Annotated in this window: 18 protein-coding genes; 6 read left to right on the top strand and 12 right to left on the bottom strand. The window is 65.1% G+C overall.

Features of this window, described 5'->3' with window-relative positions:
- The first annotated feature begins 48 nt into the window (after positions 1-48).
- The gene (locus tag ACSQ3Z_RS22885; RefSeq protein WP_436173526.1) at positions 49-1656 is read left to right on the top strand and encodes a GMC family oxidoreductase; all 1608 of its coding nucleotides are present in this window, start codon (positions 49-51) and stop codon (positions 1654-1656) included.
- A 193-nt stretch (positions 1657-1849) separates the two neighbouring features.
- The gene (locus ACSQ3Z_RS22880) at positions 1850-2470 is read left to right on the top strand and encodes a DJ-1/PfpI family protein (protein WP_436173525.1); all 621 of its coding nucleotides are present in this window, start codon (positions 1850-1852) and stop codon (positions 2468-2470) included.
- A gap of 45 nt (positions 2471-2515) precedes the next feature.
- Here the strand turns inward: ACSQ3Z_RS22880 and ACSQ3Z_RS22875 are convergent, their stop codons facing one another.
- Positions 2516-3538: a fatty acid desaturase gene (locus ACSQ3Z_RS22875; RefSeq protein WP_120013950.1), complete on the bottom strand. Its 1023-nt coding sequence runs from the start codon at positions 3536-3538 to the stop codon at positions 2516-2518.
- 124 nt (positions 3539-3662) lie between these two features.
- Positions 3663-3860, bottom strand: a complete 198-nt coding sequence (locus tag ACSQ3Z_RS22870; protein WP_436173524.1) for a hypothetical protein — start codon at positions 3858-3860, stop codon at positions 3663-3665.
- Between the two features lie 217 nt (positions 3861-4077).
- Between ACSQ3Z_RS22870 and grpE the strand changes: the two genes are divergently transcribed.
- A complete protein-coding gene (grpE, locus tag ACSQ3Z_RS22865) occupies positions 4078-4713 on the top strand; it encodes a nucleotide exchange factor GrpE (protein ID WP_436173523.1) in 636 nt (211 codons plus the stop codon).
- Between the two features lie 114 nt (positions 4714-4827).
- Entirely contained in the window at positions 4828-5460 is a 633-nt protein-coding gene (locus ACSQ3Z_RS22860; protein WP_436173522.1) for a trimeric intracellular cation channel family protein, read from the top strand.
- 74 nt (positions 5461-5534) lie between these two features.
- On the opposite strand, the gene ACSQ3Z_RS22855 is transcribed toward ACSQ3Z_RS22860, so the two are convergent.
- The 6 genes from ACSQ3Z_RS22855 to ACSQ3Z_RS22830 all read right to left on the bottom strand — a co-directional run bounded on the left by ACSQ3Z_RS22855 (position 5535) and on the right by ACSQ3Z_RS22830 (position 12516).
- Positions 5535-6410 (bottom strand): GNAT family N-acetyltransferase, encoded by an 876-nt coding sequence (locus tag ACSQ3Z_RS22855; protein WP_436173965.1) that lies wholly within the window; start codon positions 6408-6410, stop codon positions 5535-5537.
- Positions 6411-6585: 175 nt separating this feature from the next.
- Positions 6586-8877, bottom strand: a complete 2292-nt coding sequence (locus ACSQ3Z_RS22850; protein ID WP_436173521.1) for a response regulator — start codon at positions 8875-8877, stop codon at positions 6586-6588.
- 80 nt (positions 8878-8957) lie between these two features.
- Positions 8958-9953 carry an acrylyl-CoA reductase (NADPH) gene (gene acuI, locus ACSQ3Z_RS22845; RefSeq protein ID WP_436173520.1) on the bottom strand — a complete coding sequence of 332 codons (996 nt, stop codon included), beginning with the start codon at positions 9951-9953 and terminating at the stop codon, positions 8958-8960.
- A 77-nt stretch (positions 9954-10030) separates the two neighbouring features.
- Entirely contained in the window at positions 10031-10519 is a 489-nt protein-coding gene (gene lspA / locus ACSQ3Z_RS22840) for a signal peptidase II (RefSeq protein WP_436173519.1), read from the bottom strand.
- A 68-nt stretch (positions 10520-10587) separates the two neighbouring features.
- Positions 10588-11433, bottom strand: coding sequence for a TrmH family RNA methyltransferase (locus ACSQ3Z_RS22835; RefSeq protein WP_436173518.1), 846 nt, complete (start codon positions 11431-11433; stop codon positions 10588-10590).
- On the bottom strand, positions 11434-12516 hold the full coding sequence (locus ACSQ3Z_RS22830) for an RsmD family RNA methyltransferase (RefSeq protein WP_436173517.1): 1083 nt from the start codon (positions 12514-12516) through the stop codon (positions 11434-11436).
- Between the two features lie 281 nt (positions 12517-12797).
- Between ACSQ3Z_RS22830 and ACSQ3Z_RS22825 the strand changes: the two genes are divergently transcribed.
- Both ACSQ3Z_RS22825 and prfH read left to right on the top strand, forming a co-directional pair.
- Positions 12798-14021, top strand: a complete 1224-nt coding sequence (locus tag ACSQ3Z_RS22825) for an RNA ligase RtcB family protein (RefSeq protein WP_436173516.1) — start codon at positions 12798-12800, stop codon at positions 14019-14021.
- Positions 14008-14625: a peptide chain release factor H gene (prfH, locus tag ACSQ3Z_RS22820; protein ID WP_436173515.1), complete on the top strand. Its 618-nt coding sequence runs from the start codon at positions 14008-14010 to the stop codon at positions 14623-14625. Before ACSQ3Z_RS22825 ends, prfH begins: the two co-directional genes overlap by 14 nt.
- 111 nt (positions 14626-14736) lie before the next feature.
- Here prfH and ACSQ3Z_RS22815 read toward each other — a convergent pair whose 3' ends face one another.
- The 4 genes from ACSQ3Z_RS22815 to sppA form a co-directional block, all read right to left on the bottom strand.
- Positions 14737-15705: an ornithine cyclodeaminase family protein gene (locus tag ACSQ3Z_RS22815; protein WP_436173514.1), complete on the bottom strand. Its 969-nt coding sequence runs from the start codon at positions 15703-15705 to the stop codon at positions 14737-14739.
- A gap of 37 nt (positions 15706-15742) precedes the next feature.
- Positions 15743-16087 carry a DUF1049 domain-containing protein gene (locus ACSQ3Z_RS22810; protein WP_120013965.1) on the bottom strand — a complete coding sequence of 115 codons (345 nt, stop codon included), beginning with the start codon at positions 16085-16087 and terminating at the stop codon, positions 15743-15745.
- A gap of 41 nt (positions 16088-16128) precedes the next feature.
- Positions 16129-16413, bottom strand: a complete 285-nt coding sequence (locus ACSQ3Z_RS22805) for an integration host factor subunit beta (RefSeq protein WP_006200394.1) — start codon at positions 16411-16413, stop codon at positions 16129-16131.
- 80 nt (positions 16414-16493) lie between these two features.
- A complete protein-coding gene (sppA, locus tag ACSQ3Z_RS22800; protein ID WP_436173513.1) occupies positions 16494-17450 on the bottom strand; it encodes a signal peptide peptidase SppA in 957 nt (318 codons plus the stop codon).
- Between the last annotated feature and the right edge of the window lie 40 nt (positions 17451-17490).

The following is a 17490-nucleotide window of genomic DNA, read 5'->3' as shown; positions in this document are numbered from 1 at the left end:
TCTTGGACATCCGGACGGAAACATCCGCCGGATGATCGGGAGGAGACCATGCGCTACGACTATGTCATTGCCGGTGGCGGTTCCGCCGGCTGCACGCTGGCTGCAAGGCTCTCTGAAGATCCCTCCAAAACGGTCTGCCTGATCGAAGCCGGCGGCGCCGGCAAGGATTTGTTCATCCGCGCGCCGGCGGGCGTCATTGCGCTGCTGCCGGGGCGGCCGAGGATCAACAACTGGGCTTTCGAGACGGTGCCGCAGCAAGGGCTTGGCGGCCGCAAGGGCTACCAACCGCGCGGCAAGACGCTCGGCGGCTCCAGCGCCATCAACGCTATGCTCTACATTCGCGGGCACCGCAGCGACTATGACGGATGGGCCGACCTCGGCTGCGACGGCTGGTCGTGGGAGGAGGTGTTGCCCTATTTCAGGCGCGCCGAAGGCAATCAGCGCGGCGCAGACGCGCTGCATGGCGGCGACGGGCCGTTGCGGGTCGGCGAGCAGCAGGAGCCGCGTCCCGTCGCCCGCGCCTTTGTCGAGGCCTGCGGCGAAAACCAGATCCGCCGCAATGACGATTTCAACGGAGCCGAGCAGGAAGGGGCGGGGCTCTATCAGGTGACGCAATTCTGGGGTGAGCGCCGCAATGGCGAGCGCTGCTCGGCGGCTGCCGCCTATCTGCATCCGGCCATGCACCGGCCGAACCTGACCGTTGTCACCGGAGCGCATGCCACCGGCATCGTCCTCGACGGCAAGCGCGCCACGGGCCTGCGCTACCGCGTGGGCAAGAACGAGGCGGTGGCGCAAGCCAAGCGCGAGGTCATTGTCTGCGGCGGCGCCTTCGGCTCGCCGCAGCTGCTGTTGTTGTCCGGCATCGGCCCGGCGGCCGAACTGGCGATGCACGGCATTCCGGTCGTCCATGAGGTGCCCGGCGTCGGCAAGAACCTGCAGGATCATCTCGATTTCATCATGGCCTGGACGTCAAAAGATGCCGACATGATGGGCATCGGCCTGCGCGGCACGCCTGGAATGCTCAGGCATATGCTGCGCTGGCGCCAGGACGGCACCGGCATGATCGCCACGCCCTATGCCGAAGCCGGCGCTTTCCTCAAATCCGATCCGGCGATCGACAGGCCAGACCTGCAACTGCATTTCTGCATCGCCATCGTCGACGACCACGGCCGCAAGCTGCATATGGGCTACGGCTTTTCCTGCCATGTCTGCGTGCTCAGGCCCTATTCGCGCGGCGAGGTCGGTCTGTCGGCTCCGAACCCGCTGGCGCCGCCGCGCATCGACCCGCGCTTTCTCGAGGACGAACGCGATGCCGCGCTTCTGCTCAAGGGGGTCAAGACGATGCGCGGCATATTGGAGGCGCCGGCGCTGGCGAAATACCGCCGCAAGGAAATCTACACCGCCGGCGCTTCAAGCGATGCCGAGTTGATGGCGCATATAAAGGCACGCGCCGACACGATCTACCATCCGGTCGGCACCTGCAGGATGGGCGTCGACGACATGGCCGTCGTCGATCCGCAACTCAAGGTGAGGGGGATGCAGGGGCTGCGCGTCGTCGATGCTTCGGTGATGCCGACACTGATCGGCGGCAACACCAATGCGCCGACGATCATGATCGCCGAAAAGGCGGCGGACATGATCCGTGCCGCCGCCTGATCGGTTGTCAGTGGTCGGACCAGGATTGCCGTGCGGACGGCAAGGCCAAGGGTCTGGCTGGATTTTTAGCAAGCGCAAATCAATCTGGTCAGACCAATTGTGCGATTTGCGCTTTTCCTTTCGCCTTCTTGCCCTTAGGATAAGTCTATTATTTCGCGATCCGACATAAATCGCCAGCAGGGGAGGAACCGGTATGGCAGGCAAGAAGATATTGATGCTCGTTGGCGAGTTCAGCGAGGAATACGAGATTTTCGTCTTCGAACAGGCCATGCATGCGGTTGGCCATACGGTGCATGTTGTGTGCCCGGACAAGAAGGCCGGCGACATATTGAAGACGTCGCTGCACGATTTCGAAGGCCATCAGACCTATACGGAAAAGCTCGGCCACGACTACATCCTCAACAAGACCTTCGCTGAGGTGAATCCGGCCGAATACGACGCCGTCTATGCGGCCGGCGGGCGCGGGCCGGAATATATCCGCATCGACAAGCGGGTGCAGGCGCTGGTCAGGCATTTCCATGAGACCGGCAAGCCGATCTTCACCATCTGCCACGGCGTGCAGATTCTGATCGCGGTCGACGGCGTGGTGCGCGGCAGGGAAGTCGCGGCGCTGCAATATTGCGAGCCGGAAGTGACGCTCGCCGGCGGGATCTACATCGACGTCGCGCCGACCGGCGCCCATGTCGATGGCAACCTGGTGTCGGCCAAGGGCTGGCCGGGCCTCGCCGCCTTCATGCGCGAATGCCTCAAGGTGCTCGGCACCGAGATCCGCGACGGCAAGGCCCTGATGCGCGACGACCGCAAGGCGGCCTGAACAAGGCTTGAGGAACCCGCCGCACCGCTAGTGCGGCGGTCTGTTCTACGCGGCCATCCGCGCTTCGCGGAACGACACCAGCTTGCGGCGGTTTTCATCCCACAGCGCCAGCTTGACGCAGCGCAGGCTGTCGAGAAGCGTGACGCGGCCGATGCCGCGCAGTTCCGGATAATCCCGCAGCACTTCCGGAAGCCGGTAGCACGGCACCTTGGCCGAGAGATGGTGGACGTGGTGGACGCCGATATTGCCGGTGAACCAGTTCAGCACGGCCGGCAGGTCGTAGTAGGACGATCCATGCAGCGCGGCATGCTGGAATTCCCATTCGGAATCCTTCGCCCACTCTGTCTCCTCGAACTGGTGCTGGACGTAGAACAGCCAGACGCCGGCCGAACCGGCGAGGATCACGATCGGCAAGTGGACGACCAGGAACGCGCCTAGTCCGACGAACCAGATGAGGATCGCGGCGGCAAGCGCGATGCCGAGATTGGTCGTCATCGACGACACCCAGGGCGTCAGGCCACCCCGCATCATGCCGACCGGCAGCCTTTGCTCGAAGATGAAAAGCCAGATCGGTCCGAGGCCGAACATGACCAGCGGATGGCGATAGAGCCGGTAGGCAAGCCGGCCCCGCCATGACATCTGCCGATATTCAGCGACGGTCAGGGTCTTGATGTCGCCCATGCCGCGCTCGTCGAGGTTGCCGGCGCTGGCGTGATGGGTGGCGTGAGCGCGCCGCCAGCAATCATAGGGCGTCAGCGTCAGGACGCCGAGCGCTCGGCCGATCCAGTCGTCCGCATAGCGATTGGCGAAGAAGGAGCCATGGCCGCAATCGTGCTGGATCATGAAGATGCGCACCAGGAACCCGGCCGCGGGAAGAATGAGGATCAAACCCCACCAGTGGCCGTAGGAATAGGCGGCCGAGGAGAGCGCCCAGAGCGTGACGAAGGGGATGAGGGTGATGGCGAGTTCAAGCGCGCTGCGTCGCCGGTCAGGCTTTTTGTAGCGCGCCAGAATCTTCAACCAGGCGCGCTTGCTGTTGGCAACCGCCTCAGGGGAAATCATGTTCATCAGGAAGCATAGGCAACAGGCTTCGCCGCCGCAAGGCAAAGCTCACGCAAAATTACTGCGCGTAATTGCCGCGCGATGCCCGAGGCCGTTGCCGAAGACGAATCGGCGGTCGCAGCCGGTCGGGCTACCGGCGCTCGCCGCCGGCCACGCTGGCCTCCGCCCCCTCAAGGCGGTCGAGCAGTTCCCTGAGATGCTCGGGCAGATCGGCCTGCAGGCGGAATGCCGGCAGCGTGCGTAGGAACCGCTTCGTGGCCTCGGTGCCCATCTGGCGCTTGATATCGGCGGCGAGTTCTTCGCGCCTGTGGCGCTTATTGCCTGTCATTGTCCCAAAATCCTGTGTCGGCTTCGAAACTCCTCCAGAGCGGTAATGGTTCCCGCATTGCGGCGGCCTTGCAAGAAAAGCCGGCCGTTACGGTAAAACTTGAATTAATAGCGAAAGACCGAGGGCAGCCCCGATATGGCTTGCCCCTTGATTTTTGGCCGCCAAACCTCGATATCGGGCGCAAATCCAGACCATTCGAAAATGACGGGAAACGGCGATGAGCGACCAGGCAAAAGACGAACGCGCGCCCGAGGAAATCGAAGCCACTGAAGCGGCGGGCGAACGTACCGAAGGCAGCGTCGACGGAGACTATGAAGCGCTTGTGCGGCTGCTGAAGGAAAACGAGGAGCTGAAGGATCGCGCCTTGCGCGTTGCCGCCGAGATGGAGAATCTGCGCCGCCGCACCGCGCGCGACGTGCATGACGCGCGCACCTATGCGGTCGCCAACTTCGCCCGCGACATGCTGTCGGTGTCGGACAATCTGCGCCGTGCGCTCGATGCCGTCCCGGACGAGGCCAAGGCTGCGGGCGATGCCGGTTTCAAGGCGCTGATCGAGGGCGTCGACCTCACCGAGCGCGCCATGCTGTCGGCGCTGGAGCGGCATGGGGTGAAGAAGCTCGCACCGGAAGGCGAGAAGTTCGACCCGAATTTCCATCAGGCGATGTTCGAGGTGCCCAATCCCGAGGTTCCCGCCGGGACCGTCGTCCAGGTGGTGCAGCCGGGCTATTCGATCGGCGAGCGCGTGCTCAGGCCAGCGATGGTCGGCGTCGCCAAGGGTGGCCCCAAGCAAGCGGCGGCCGAAGCGCCGGTCGAGCCCGGGCCGGTGAATGAGCAGGCCGAGAAAGATGCGTGAGGAGTAGTGAGTAGGGAATAGTCAGTAGCAAGTAGGGAATAGCGAAGCCGGTACAACCGTGCGGCTTCGTGCTATTCATCGCTACTCACTTATTCACTACTCACCTCCGCGCCCATGAATCCGATCGACCTTCTCGACTATGCCGGCGTGGCCGTCTTTGCGGCGACCGGGGCGCTTGCGGCTTCGCGCAAGCAGCTCGACATTATCGGCTTCCTGTTCCTGGCCAGCGTTACCGCCATCGGAGGCGGCACGTTTCGCGACGTCATCCTCAACCTGCCAGTGTTCTGGGTCGCCAACTCCAGCTATGTGCTAATCTGCGCAGCGGTGGCGGTGCTGGTCTTCTTCAGCGCGCACCGGGTTGAATCCCGCTGGAAATTGCTGCTCTGGCTCGATGCCGTAGGCCTCGCCGCCTTTTCGGTGATGGGCGCCGCCAAGGGCCTTGCGATCACCGGTTCACCTGTCGTGTCCGTAATCACCGGCGTGCTCACGGCGACCTTCGGCGGCATATTGCGTGATCTGCTGGCCGGAGAGCCTACCGTACTGCTCAGGCCTGAAATCTATGTCACGGCGGCACTCGCAGGCGCCACGCTTTTCACGCTCGGCGACCTTGCCGGCCTGCCGGCGCTGGCTTCCGGCCTGCTAGGCTTCGCGACTGCCTTCCTGGTGCGCGGCGGGGCTCTCAAATTCGGCTGGTCGTTTCCGGCCTACAAGAGCCGGCCCGGCCGGAGGCCGGAAGACATTCCGTGAGGAGTAGTGAGTACTGAGAGCGATAGCTCGGCGCGTCGCCCTACTGACTACTCACTATTCGCTACTCACTACTCTCAGGCTGCGAAGCGCTGGGCTTCCCCGCCATAGTAGTTGACGTAGCGGGCGCCGATCTCCTTGACCGGCATGACCACGAACACGTCGACCGTCGAGAATTCGTGATCGATGACGCAGCCATCGCCGATGCGGGCGCCGACGCGCAAATAGCCCTTGACCAGCGGCGGCATCGCCGCGATCGCTGCCTTGGCGTTCACCGCCTCGATCGGCATCAGGTCCATGGGGCAATAGCGGCCGGCGACCGCCCTGACGTCCCAGGCCGAGTCGGTGCGGCAGTGATGGGCAAGGTAGGTGAGCGCCTCGGCATGCGCCGCCGGCACGATGCCGTGGAACGAGGCACAGCCGGTCATCACGCCGATGCCGTAATGGTTGATATAGGCCCAGATGCCTTGCCACAGCGCCTCGATGGTGCGCTTGGAGCGATATTCCGGCAGGACGCAGGAGCGGCCGAGCTCGAGGAAGCGCTGGCCGGGGTGGCGCGCGATCAGCTTGGTCAGTTCGAATTCGCCTTCGGAATAGAAGCCGCCGGCCGTCGCCGCGATCTCCTGCCGCAGCAGCCGGTAGGTGCCGACGATGCGGCGGTGCTCCGGGCCGGCAAGCGAGGCGTCGAGGACGAGCAGATGATCGCAGAGCGGGTCGAAGCGGTCGGCGTCGCGGCGATCCTGCGCCTGGAACAGATCCTTCCTGGCGCCAAGCTCGTCATAGAATACCCGGTAGCGCACTTCCTGCGCGGCGGCGATTTCGGCCGCATTGCGCGCCAGGCGCACTTCGAGGTTGCCGATGCGGCCCAGAGGTGCCCCATTTGCGACGGCGTCGGCGGTCCGCGCGGCGAGCAGGGCGCCGCCGGCGTTCGGCCGAGTGTCACATTCCGGCATAGCTGTATGCACGAGTGATTCTCCTTCGAGCCATCCCTCTTGGCACGGGGATACGGGGTAGGTGCAACAGGATTGTGACAGTACCGTGATACGGCGCGACGGGCAATACTTCGTCGGCTGGCGAATACGCTCAACCGGCTACGTTTACGTGATGAGAGACGGCCGATGCGCGACGTCAGGCCGCGACCTGACCCTCGACGGCATGGACCAGAGCGTCGGGGTCGAGAGGCTTGGTGACGAAGCCACTGGCGCCGTGGGCGAGCACGGCGTGACGGGTCTTTTCCTGGCTATCGGCTGACAGAACCATGATCGGAACCGGCGGCACGGCCATTTCCTCTTCATGGCGGCGGATGGCGGCGATCGCGTCCAGCCCGTCCATCACCGGCATATGCAGGTCCATCAGCACCACGTCGAAGCGGTGTTTGAGCCCGGCGTCGGTGATGGCCTCGACGGCGGCCTTGCCATTGCCGACCACCTTGACGCGATGCCCGGCCTTGAGAAGCGTGGCGCGGGCAAGCATGGCGTTGATGTCGTTGTCTTCGGCAATCAGCACCGACAGGCCGTGCTCGCGGCGGCCACCGCCGGCACGCACGGGCGGGGCGCCGTGCTTGTCCGATTTCGGCAGGGGGAGGGCCGGCGCGTGGCTGGTCAACAGCACGCGCAGCAGCGTCTCGCCGCGCACCGGCCTGGCCAGGAAGGTGGCATAGCCATTGGCGCGGAACTCGCCGAGCATGCCGCGATCGGTCGGCGCGATCAGCGTGATCGCCTCGCAATCGGCAAAGCCGTTCTGGCGCAAGCGCTTGAGCAGGCGTCCATCGCTATTTTCCATCGCCGCATCGACCAGCAGCACGTCGCAGCCGGCAGCGAAAGGTGTCGCCTGGGCAAGCGTCGTCGCCAGATCGACCGCGCCGCCATGGGCGCGGATGGTGCGGGCGATGGCGTCGGCCTCGATGGCGTTCTTCGAAACGATCACGGCGCGGCGGCCGGACAGGATGTTCTGCCGGTTCTGCGGCGGCTCGGTTGCCGCAGTGGCGGGGAGCTCGAAGACGAATTCGGATCCCTCGCCGAGCCGGCTCGACACCGAGATCGAGCCACCCATGGCGTTGACCAGCCGCCTTGAGATGGCGAGGCCGAGGCCGGCGCCGCCATGCACCCGGGTCGAGGTGCCGTCGGACTGCTCGAATTCCTCGAAGATGCGCTCCATGTCCTCCTCGCACAGGCCGGGACCGGTGTCGGAGACCGTGAAGCAGATACGGTCGGTGGTCTCGGTGCGCGCCCGCGCCACGCTCACCAGCACGCCACCGATGTCGGTGAACTTGACGGCGTTGCCGATGAGGTTGAGCAGCACCTGGCGTACCCTGCCTGGGTCGGCGGTGATCATCTGCGGCACGTCGAGCTCGACATGGCAGCCAAGCCCGATGTTCTTGCCGAAGGCGCGCGCCGCCATGAGTTCGATGATGTTGTCGGCGATCTCGCGCAGCGATGTCGGCTGCGGTTCCGGGTCGAAACGGCCGGCCTCGATCTTGGAATAGTCGAGCAGGTCCTCGATGAGCGCCAGCAACGCGCTGGCCGAGGTCGAGACGGCGCCGACATAGGTCCGCTGCTCGGGCGAGAGGTCGGTGTCGACCAGGAGCTTGGCCATGCCCATGATGCCGTTCATCGGCGTGCGGATCTCATGGCTGACGGTGGCAAGGAAGCGCGACTTGGCCTGGCTGGCATATTCGGCCCGCTCGCGGGCGGTGATCAGCGAGGATTCAGCGCGCTTGCGGGCGGTGATGTCGCGGGCGATGGCGCGATGCGAGACGGCGCCGTTGTCCTTGTCGCGTACCGACAGCTCGATCCATGAAAACCAGCGCGGGCCGCTCGGCGTGCGAATGGCGACGTCGGTGGAGCTCAGGCACTCGTGATCCGAGAAGGCGGCGTCGGGAACGATGCCGACATCGATGCCAAGCTCGGACAAGGTCTTGCCGGCAAGGTGGCGCTGGTCGATCTCGACGAGATCGGCGAAAACCTTGTTGGCATAGACGATGTTGCCGTCGCGGTCGCGATGGACGACGAGATCGCCGAGCGCGTCGATCAGCCCGCGGAAGCGCTCCTCGCTCTCCTGCATCTCCCACATGCGGTCGGCCAGCGTCTCGAACTCGGCGCGGCTGCGGGCGGCGGTTTCATCGAGCAGGGCCGCCGTGCGGCGTTCATTGCGCTTGGCTCGCAGGTGCATGCCGAGGCCGGCCAGGCCGGTCGCCAGCAAACCGACGGTGACGAAGATCGGCGCGCCGGTCAGGTGAGCCAGTCCGGCCAGCACGGCGGTGGCGACGATGGTCAGGAAGGGCAGGCCTTCGGGGTTGGCTGGCGGCGGTGCGGGCATCAGCGGCGGCGCTGCGATAAGCAGCCGCTTTGGCGCCTCGGGGCCTGGCCCGTCGACGCCTTCGGCACTGCCCAGAGCTCTGATGCCGGATTCCGCGATCATGCGGAAAGCCTTGCCACAGAGAGATTATGGAAGATTGCGGCGGATCGTTCGAATTTTAGCGGTCGCGCCGTTTTGCCTTGTCAGCGCTGCATATCGACGACGACACGACCCCTGATCTTGCCGTCGACGATGTCGCGCGCGGCCGCGACAATGCCATCGAATCCGATGGTCGTGGACAGGGTGGCGAGCTTCTTGTGGTCGAGATCGGTGCCGATGCGGCGCCATGCCTCGAGCCGGACGGGCTTCGGCGCCATGACCGAATCGATACCGAGTAATGAGACGCCGCGCAGGATGAACGGGGCGACGCTTGCCGGCAGATCCATGCCGCCGGCCAGGCCACAGGCGGCGACCGCGCCACCATAGGAGGTCATCGACAGAACATTGGCCAGCGTGTGGCTGCCGACCGCGTCGACGCCGCCGGCCCAGCGCTCCTTGGCGAGCGGCTTTGCCGGCTGGGCAAGCTCGTCGCGCGAGATCACTTCGGCGGCCCCGAGATCGATCAGATAGGGGCTTTCGGCACTGCGGCCGGTCGAGGCGATGACATGGTAGCCGAGGCTGGACAGGAGCGAGACCGCGACCGAGCCGACGCCGCCGGCGGCACCCGTCACCACCACCGGGCCGCGATCGGGTACGATGCCGTGCCGCTCCAGGGCGATGACGCAGAGCATGGCCGTGTAGCCCGCCGTGCCGACCGCCATCGCATCATGCGGGCTCATGCCCTCAGGCAACGGCACCAGCCAGTCGCCGTTGACGCGGGCGCGGCCGGCATAGGCGCCGAAATGCGTCTCGCCGACGCCCCAGCCGTTCAGGATGACCTTGTCGCCCTTGCGCCAGTCGGCATGGGAGGAGGAGATGACGGTGCCGGCGAAATCGATGCCCGGCACCAGCGGCCAGCGGCGGATGACCGGCGCCTTGCCCGTTATGGCGAGGCCATCCTTGTAGTTTACCGTCGTTGCTTCGACCGCGACGGTGACGTCGCCTTCCATCAGCTCGGCTTCGGTGAGGTCGGTCACCGCCACCGACTGTTTCTTCTCTGCGTCGCGTGAAACGAGGATGGCTTTGAAGGTTTCGGGCATTTTGTCTCCTCGGTCTGGAATAGGCGGACTGTGCGGCGGCGGCCCGGCGAGGTCAATCTTTCAAGAGAGTCGGGCGTTCAGGCGTCCGGCCCCTGGGGCTTGGCTTCGCGCCGCCAGCCGATCAATTCGTCAAAGACGACCAATGCAGCGCCGACCGAGATGAAGGCGTCGGCGAGGTTGAAGACGGCAAAGGACCAAACCGGCGTGTGGAACAGGATGTAGTCGATGACGTGGCCATAGACGGCGCGGTCGATCAGATTGCCGAGCGCGCCACCGATGATCAGGGCAAAGCCGGTGCGGGAAACGATATGGCCGGCCGGCGTGCGCGTTGCGAGATAGAGCACGAAGGCGACGACGAGGGCGGCAATGACCACCAGGCCGGTGTCGCCGAAGGACGAGAACATCGAGAAGGCGATGCCGGTGTTGTAGGTGCGAAAGAGCGCCAGGAACGGTACCAGGTCGACCTTCTCCTGGAAGGCGAGGCCGGTCTCGACCAGATGTTTTATCCACTGGTCGAGCCCGATGGCGACGACGACCAGCAGGGCGTAGGGGGACCATGACTTCACGATTTGGTGTCCTCTTGCCTGACCATGATCTTGTCCGAAAACCGGACGCCACTTTTCGGGATCATGGTCTAGTCCGGCCCCAGCTTCAGCGCGCCGCGCCGGATCTCGAACAGCATGACGCCTGTCGCCACTGCGAGGTTGAGCGAATCCGCGCGGCCGGCCTGCGGAATCCTGAGCAGCCGGTCGCAGCTTTCGGCCAGGCTGTCGGGCAGGCCCTGCTGCTCGTTACCCATCAGCAGGAGCACCGGCCCCCTGGCAAAGTCGACCGAGCGGTAGTCGACCGCGCCTTTCAGATGCGTTCCGGCGACGAGGCCGGGAAAGCTCTTTCGCCAGGCGAGGAAGGCTTCCGGCGTCGCCTTGGCGACAGGCACGGCGAAGATCGAGCCCATGGTGGCGCGCACGGTCTCGACGGAGAACGGATCGGTGGTTTCGCCGACCAGGATCACGCCTTTGGCGCCGACGGCATCGACGGTGCGGATGACGGTGCCGAGATTGCCGGGGTCGCGCACCCGGTCGAGCGCCACCCAGACATCGCCATCCCTGGCGCGGATGTCCTTGAGCGGCAGGAGTTTCTGGGCAAAGACACCAACCACCATTTGCGGATTGTCGCGGCGGGTGATGGCGGTGAGCACCTTTTCCGAGACTTCGAGGACGGTGCCGCCGGCGGCGACCGTGCGCGCCGCGACCTTTTCGACCGCCGCATTGCCACGCCCGGCCTTGGCGAAGACCAGTGTCTTGATCGACCAGCCGAGGTCGAGCGCGTCGATGACCAGCTTGAGGCCCTCGGCCATGAAAGCATTCTGCTGGTCGCGGAATTTCTTCAAGGCGAGCGCCTTGATGTCCTTGACCAGCGGATTGGCGAGGCTGGTGACTTCCTTCACCTGCCCTGGCGCGCCTGCGTGCCGCTCGCTCATTCAGGCCACCCAGCGCGAGAACAGCGAGGTCGACAGCGCGCGGCCGGCGGACTTCTCGCGGATGATCAGCTCGCCGGATTCGACCGTGCCGCCCATGCCGGCAAAGGTGTCGCGCATCAAAGCGTGGATGGCGAAGAAGGAGGCACGGATCGAATAGGCGGTCAGCACCACCGCAAGCGGTTTTGGCGTCAGGATCGCGCGGCAGAGGTCGGTCAGCCCAGGCAGGTCCTCGAACAATTGCCAGACCTCGCCCTTGGGGCCGCGACCATAGGCGGGCGGGTCGAACAGGACGATGTCGTAGCGGCTGCCGCGGCGTTCCTCGCGTTCGGCGAATTTCACCGCGTCGTCGACGATCCAGCGGATCGGCTTGTTGCCGAGCCCTGCCATCTCCTGGTTCTCGCGCGCCCAGCCGATCGCCTTTTTTGAGGCATCGACATGGGTGACCTCGGCCCCGGCGCGGGCCGCAACCAGGGAGGCAAGTCCGGTGTAGCCGAACAGGTTCAGCACCTTGACCGGCCGCTTCGCTTTCGCGATCAGCCCGGCCATATGGTCCCAGTGCGAAGCCTGCTCGGGAAAGACGCCGACATGGCGAAACGAGGTGAAGCGGCCGAGATAGTCGATGCCATCATGCTTCATCGGCCAGGTCTCGCCGAGCGGCGTTCGCGGGAAGCGCCAGCGGCCGATGCCTTCCTCGTCTGTGTCGCCGGTGAAGACGGCATCGGCGCGCTCCCAGTCCTTCGCCGGTAGCGCCTTCTGCCAGATCGCCTGGCCCTCGGGCCGCACGATGCGATAGGGGCCATATTGCTCGAGTTTTTGCCCGCCGCCGCTGTCGAGCAGCGCATAGTCGGCATTCGGCGCAACTTCGAGGATCAGCGGCAGCCGTTCGGCTGGCAGGGCGCCGGCGCGGCGGGAAAGGATGCGCGGCGTGGATTTCGGTTCAGACCGGTCGTCCGGTTTTGTTTCGTGTCGCTGCTGCTGGGCTTCCGGTCGGGCCGCGACGCCCGGCCGCGACCGTGCCGGCTCCGCCCCGCCCTTGGCGTGATGCGGACGGTTGTCGCGGCGTTTGTCGCGCGAATGCTTCAAGACGATGCGCCTCCGGCGGTTCGGCCCGCTTTTGGCATGAGGGCCGCGGCGGTGCAACACGCGATGATGGTCATGCTTTGGCGGGTCCGGACTTGTGTTTTTGCACGCTTCGTCTATGAGAGCCGCATTGTTGTTTCTGGAATGGGAGCGAAGGATGACGAACATCTTCACCGCGCACCCCGCAGGGGTTTCGGCGTAAGCCAGCATTTTGCTGACTGCCGCCGGTCGAACGGATGCCTGAAGGTGTCCGATCCCAGACCTGTATCCAGAAGTGTTCCATTATGGGCAATTTTATCAGGGGCTCCGGCCCCTCTTCGTCATGCGCCGCGCCGGCTGCGAATATCCAGCATTGTTTTTCGCCGCAGACATGGATCGAGGGCGCGGCGCTCGAACAACTGAAGACCGTCGCGGCCTTGCCCGGCGTCACCTCGGTTGCGGCCTTTCCAGACCTGCATCCCGGCAAATACGGCCCGACCGGCATTGCCGTGCTGTCGAAGCGGCTGCACCCGCAGCTGATCGGCAATGACATCGGCTGCGGCATGTCGATGTTCGAGCTCGATCTGCCACTGCGCAAGCTCCGGATCGACAAGGCCGCCGAGCGGCTGCGCCAGATCGAGGCCGAGGATGTCTTCGATCCGGCCGAGGCGCTCGCCGGCTCCAATCTGCCGAGGGATCTCTATCCAGAGGCGTTGGGCACGATCGGCGGCGGCAACCATTTCTGCGAGCTGCAGGCGGTTGACCAGACGATCACTGCCGCAGGCGAGAGCCTGCTTGATCGCCAGAGGCTATATCTGCTGGTGCATTCCGGTTCACGCGGGCTCGGCGCGTTTGTCTTCGGACAGATGCTCGATCTCCAATCGGCGATCGCCGCCGGACTGGAACCCGACAGCGCGGATGGCATCCACTGGCGTCGCCAGCATGATCTCTGCGTCGCTTGGGCATCGCTGAACCGCAGGCTGATCGCGGAGCGCGCGGCAAGCGCACTGCGCAGCGCGGTCCGGCTGGTCACGGACATCCCGCACAACCTTGTCCGCGATAGGGGCGACGGCCTGGTGCACCACAAGGGCTCGGCAGCGGTTTCCGCCGGAGACATCGCCCCGATCGCCGGGTCGCGGGCAAGCCTGAGCTATGTCGTGCAGGCCCTCGACGGCTCCGGTTCGTCGCTGGGCGGGATTTCGCATGGCGCCGGCCGAAAATACGACCGCGCCACGATGCATGGCCGTGTCGGGCGCAACAGGTCGGAGCGCGACGCCTTGCTGAGAAACGCGTGGGGCGGGCAATTGATCTGCGACGATCGCAACCTGGTCATCGAGGAGGCGGCTTCCGCCTACAAGGATGCCGGCCAGGTGGTGGGAGACCTCAGTGAGGCCGCCCTTGTGGTGCCACTGGCGGCAATGAAACCGTTGGTGACTTACAAGAAGGCCGTCGAAGGTCCACCTGACCGGACACGCAAGAAGCCGTCCTGGGAGCGGGCCGAACGGAGGGCGGGCCATGGCCGCGATTGATCTTCTCGTCACCTCCGGCAGCGGTCCCGTGGAATGCCGCATCGCGCTGATGGCGCTGGTTCGTATCATCGAAGGCGAGGCCGGCCGGCGTGGATGCGCGATCGATCTCGCATTCGGCCACAGGCCGGACCGGCACGGCGCCAAATCCGCCTTGCTTGGTCTCGAAGGCCCGAACGCGGCCGCGCTGGCGGCGGAGTACTGCGGCACCGTCAAATTCGTCTTCAAGAGCCCGGTGCGCCGGGGCCACAAGCGTCAGAACTGGTTTGTCGGCGTGAAGACGGTCGATCTGGCGGAGGTTGCGCCTGACGCGGCTTCGATCGCGCCTTCCGACGTGCGCTTCGAAACCTTGCGGGCCGGCGGTCCCGGCGGGCAGCATCAGAACACCACCGACAGTGCCGTACGCGCCGTACATCTGCCGACAGGTATCGTCGTCACGGCGAGAAACGAGCGCTCGCAGCATCGCAACAAGGTGATAGCGCTGAGACGGTTGGAAGCAATGCTCCGCGTTCTCGCCGATCGCGAGATTGAACTGTCCAAGGCGGAAATCTTTGTCGCCAACAAGGGGCTGGAACGAGGCAACGAGGTCAAGGTGTTTCGTCTCTGACCGGGTGTCTCCGGCCGGAGTGGGCGCGGCTGCGTTTCCTGGGCGCTTTTGCTACATGAGGCCGCAGTAGGGCAGTAGGAGGGTCTATTTCCTACTCCCTTACTGCCCTACTCACTTCAGCCTGAGCGCCTTGTAGACGGCGATGCCGGCGGCGAGATCCTCGAGTGCGGCGCCGACCGATTTGAACAGAGTGATCTCGTCGGGGCTCTGCCGGCCCTGTTTCTCGCCGCGTGCCAGTTCATGCAGGTCGGCGATGATGGCTTCCTGTTTCAGCACGCCGGAGGCCAGCGGCTGGACGATGTCGCCGGCTTCCTTGGTGGCGCCGGCGCGGGTGTCGACATAGACGCGGGCCCGCCGAATCGCGTCGTCGTCGCTTTCACGCATCGTCGGAGTGAAGCCGCCGACCAGGTCGACATGGGCGCCTGGTTTCAGCAGCGCGCCCCGGATCAGCGGCGCGGTCGTGATGGTCGCCGACGAGACGATGTCGGCCTCGCCGAGTTCGGCATCGAGATCGCCGGCGGCGCTGGCCGGGAGACCTTCGGCGCGCAATTCGGCGGCGACCTTTTCGGCATTGGCCGGCGTGCGGTTCCAGATGCGGATGGTCTTGATCGGCCGTACCGAAGAATGCGCCTTGGCGAGGAACGGCGACAGTGCGCCGGCGCCGACCACCAGCAGCCGAGAGGCGTCCTCGCGGGCCAGATAGGAGGCGGCCAGCGCCGAGGCACAAGCGGTGCGCCATTGCGTCAGCCGCTGGCCGTCGATCATGGCCTCGGGCTCGCCGGTCGCGCCGTCGAGCAGGAGATAAAGCCCCATCACGGCAGGCTTGCCGATGGCGTTGTTGTCGGGCGACACGGTGACGATCTTGACGCCGATATGGCCGCCCGCCGAGGTGCCGGCGGCGTTGAAGTCGGTCCAGGCCGGCATCAGCAGCAGCGTCGAGGCCGCACCATCGGGCCGTTCGACGGTGTGATGGTGGCGGACCGGCTGCACGGCGCCGTCGCGAAAGGCACTGCGCAATGTCTCGACCAGTCCCTTGAAGCTCAGGGCATGGTCGACCTCGGCGGCCGAAATGGTCAGCATGAAAAACTCCGTGGAGCGAAAGGCACCAAACCCTGCTTCAGGCCGTCGGCTTCGGCAAGGCTGTCCCTTGGGCCGGCCCCTGCGGCGCCGCAGGGGCGCGGCTGACCGCCTGGCGCAGGTTTTCGGCCTCGACGCCGCGCTGACGCGCCAGCTTGCGGTAGCGGCCCTGCTTGACCCAAGTCGCCAGGCTGCCGACGACCATGCCGACGGCGAGAGCCAGGAACAGGAAGATGAAAAGCGGCAGCGTCAGCGTCAGCGCCGGGTTGCCGGGATTGAACGGGTCCAGCGTGAAGGCGACCAGTTCGCGGTTGGCGACGGCCAGCGCGATCAGGATGACGGCCAGCGGCACGAAGACCACGATGAGCATGAAGCGATTGAACATAAGGTTTCCTGTCGAAAGGCCGGGTTGACCCCGCGCGGCGCCTATTTGCCGCCGTTCAGCCTTTCACGCAACTCCTTGCCGGTCTTGAAGAACGGCACCCACTTTTCCTCAACCTCGACGGATTCGCCGGTGCGCGGGTTGCGGCCGGTGCGGGCGGGGCGGTTTTTCACCGAAAAAGCGCCGAAACCGCGCAATTCGACCCGGTTGCCTTCGGCAAGGGCATCGGTGATCTCGTCGAAAATGGCGCCGACGATGTTTTCGACGTCGCGCAGGAAAAGATGCGGATTGCGCGTGGCAATGATCTGCACAAGTTCGGATTTGATCATGAGAACGGTCCCCGTGAAAGCACTGCGGTCAAATTATGAGGATGATTTTATTTGCTTTTTCATCCGTCCCAAACGGCCCGTCAAGGGTGCCAGACCGAAACGAGACCGTCAAGAAACAAGCGGTCCGCTCCAATTTCGTGAATCACGTCGCCGCCGGCGTCCGGCAGGCCGAGCGCGCTGGCGATCGTCCTGGCCATTGTCCTGGAGAACAGGAAACTGCCGCGCCCCTCCGTGTCCTTCCATTCCACCACCTTGAGCTTGGCGTCGACGCCCTTGGTCGCCAGCCAGTCGATCGCCTCGGTCTCGCCACCGACCGCGTCGATGAGGTGGTTGGCAAGCGCCTGCCGGCCGGTGAAGATCGAGCCGTCGGCAAGCGCCAGTGCTTGCTCGCGGGTCATCTTGCGCCGCTCGGCGACGATGCCGACGAACCAGTCGTAGCTGTCGAGGATGAGCTTGCGGACCATGGCGCGCTCGTCGTCATTGGTCGGCTTGAAGGGTGAGGGCGAAGCCTTCAGCGGCGAGGATTTCACTTCCTCCAGCTTGATGCCGAGCTTGTCCATCAGGCCACTGACGTCGGGATACTGGATCAGCACGCCGATCGAGCCGACGATGGAGGATTTGCGGGCGACGATGTGGTCGGCGGCACTTGCGATCATGTAACCGGCGGATGCGGCGAGCGTCCCGACTTCCGCCACCACCGGCTTGTCGCCGGCGAGTTTGCGTACCTCTTCGAAGATCGATTCGCCGCCAACCGTGGTGCCGCCGGGCGAATCGATCGACAGGATGACGCCTTTCACCTTCGCGGACTGGCGGATGGTTTCCAGCCGTTTGATCAGATCCTCGTCCTCGGTGATGGTGCCTTCGATCCTGACCTTGGCGATGTGGTCGACCGCCGAACCGGTGAAGTCGTCGTTGTAGACCCAGGCCGACAGTGCGATCAGTGCGGCCGCCGCGACGCCGAGCGCGGCAACGCGCCAGAATGTCAGCTTGCGGCGCAAACGGCGGCGGTCGATCAGGTCGTCGGCTCTCAGTGCCATGGTCAGCCTCACGTCGGTGGGAAGGGATGCTTTTAAAGCA

It is taken from the genome of Mesorhizobium sp. LjNodule214 (assembly GCF_964252735.1).
Taxonomy (GTDB): domain Bacteria; phylum Pseudomonadota; class Alphaproteobacteria; order Rhizobiales; family Rhizobiaceae; genus Mesorhizobium.
This window is presented reverse-complemented; position numbering and strand designations above follow the sequence as displayed.

Bases quoted from the DNA above. Each gene is read 5' to 3' on its own strand.
- ACSQ3Z_RS22885 (WP_436173526.1), top strand. From the start codon at position 49: ATGCGCTACGACTATGTCATTGCCGGTGGCGGTTCCGCCGGCTGCACG.
- ACSQ3Z_RS22880 (WP_436173525.1), top strand. From the start codon at position 1,850: ATGGCAGGCAAGAAGATATTGATGCTCGTTGGCGAGTTCAGCGAGGAA.
- ACSQ3Z_RS22875 (WP_120013950.1), bottom strand. From the start codon at position 3,538: ATGAACATGATTTCCCCTGAGGCGGTTGCCAACAGCAAGCGCGCCTGG.
- ACSQ3Z_RS22870 (WP_436173524.1), bottom strand. From the start codon at position 3,860: ATGACAGGCAATAAGCGCCACAGGCGCGAAGAACTCGCCGCCGATATC.
- grpE (WP_436173523.1), top strand. From the start codon at position 4,078: ATGAGCGACCAGGCAAAAGACGAACGCGCGCCCGAGGAAATCGAAGCC.
- ACSQ3Z_RS22860 (WP_436173522.1), top strand. From the start codon at position 4,828: ATGAATCCGATCGACCTTCTCGACTATGCCGGCGTGGCCGTCTTTGCG.
- ACSQ3Z_RS22855 (WP_436173965.1), bottom strand. From the start codon at position 6,410: ATGCCGGAATGTGACACTCGGCCGAACGCCGGCGGCGCCCTGCTCGCC.
- ACSQ3Z_RS22850 (WP_436173521.1), bottom strand. From the start codon at position 8,877: ATGATCGCGGAATCCGGCATCAGAGCTCTGGGCAGTGCCGAAGGCGTC.
- acuI (WP_436173520.1), bottom strand. From the start codon at position 9,953: ATGCCCGAAACCTTCAAAGCCATCCTCGTTTCACGCGACGCAGAGAAG.
- ACSQ3Z_RS22835 (WP_436173518.1), bottom strand. From the start codon at position 11,433: ATGAGCGAGCGGCACGCAGGCGCGCCAGGGCAGGTGAAGGAAGTCACC.
- ACSQ3Z_RS22825 (WP_436173516.1), top strand. From the start codon at position 12,798: ATGGGCAATTTTATCAGGGGCTCCGGCCCCTCTTCGTCATGCGCCGCG.
- prfH (WP_436173515.1), top strand. From the start codon at position 14,008: ATGGCCGCGATTGATCTTCTCGTCACCTCCGGCAGCGGTCCCGTGGAA.
- ACSQ3Z_RS22815 (WP_436173514.1), bottom strand. From the start codon at position 15,705: ATGCTGACCATTTCGGCCGCCGAGGTCGACCATGCCCTGAGCTTCAAG.
- ACSQ3Z_RS22810 (WP_120013965.1), bottom strand. From the start codon at position 16,087: ATGTTCAATCGCTTCATGCTCATCGTGGTCTTCGTGCCGCTGGCCGTC.
- ACSQ3Z_RS22805 (WP_006200394.1), bottom strand. From the start codon at position 16,413: ATGATCAAATCCGAACTTGTGCAGATCATTGCCACGCGCAATCCGCAT.
- sppA (WP_436173513.1), bottom strand. From the start codon at position 17,450: ATGGCACTGAGAGCCGACGACCTGATCGACCGCCGCCGTTTGCGCCGC.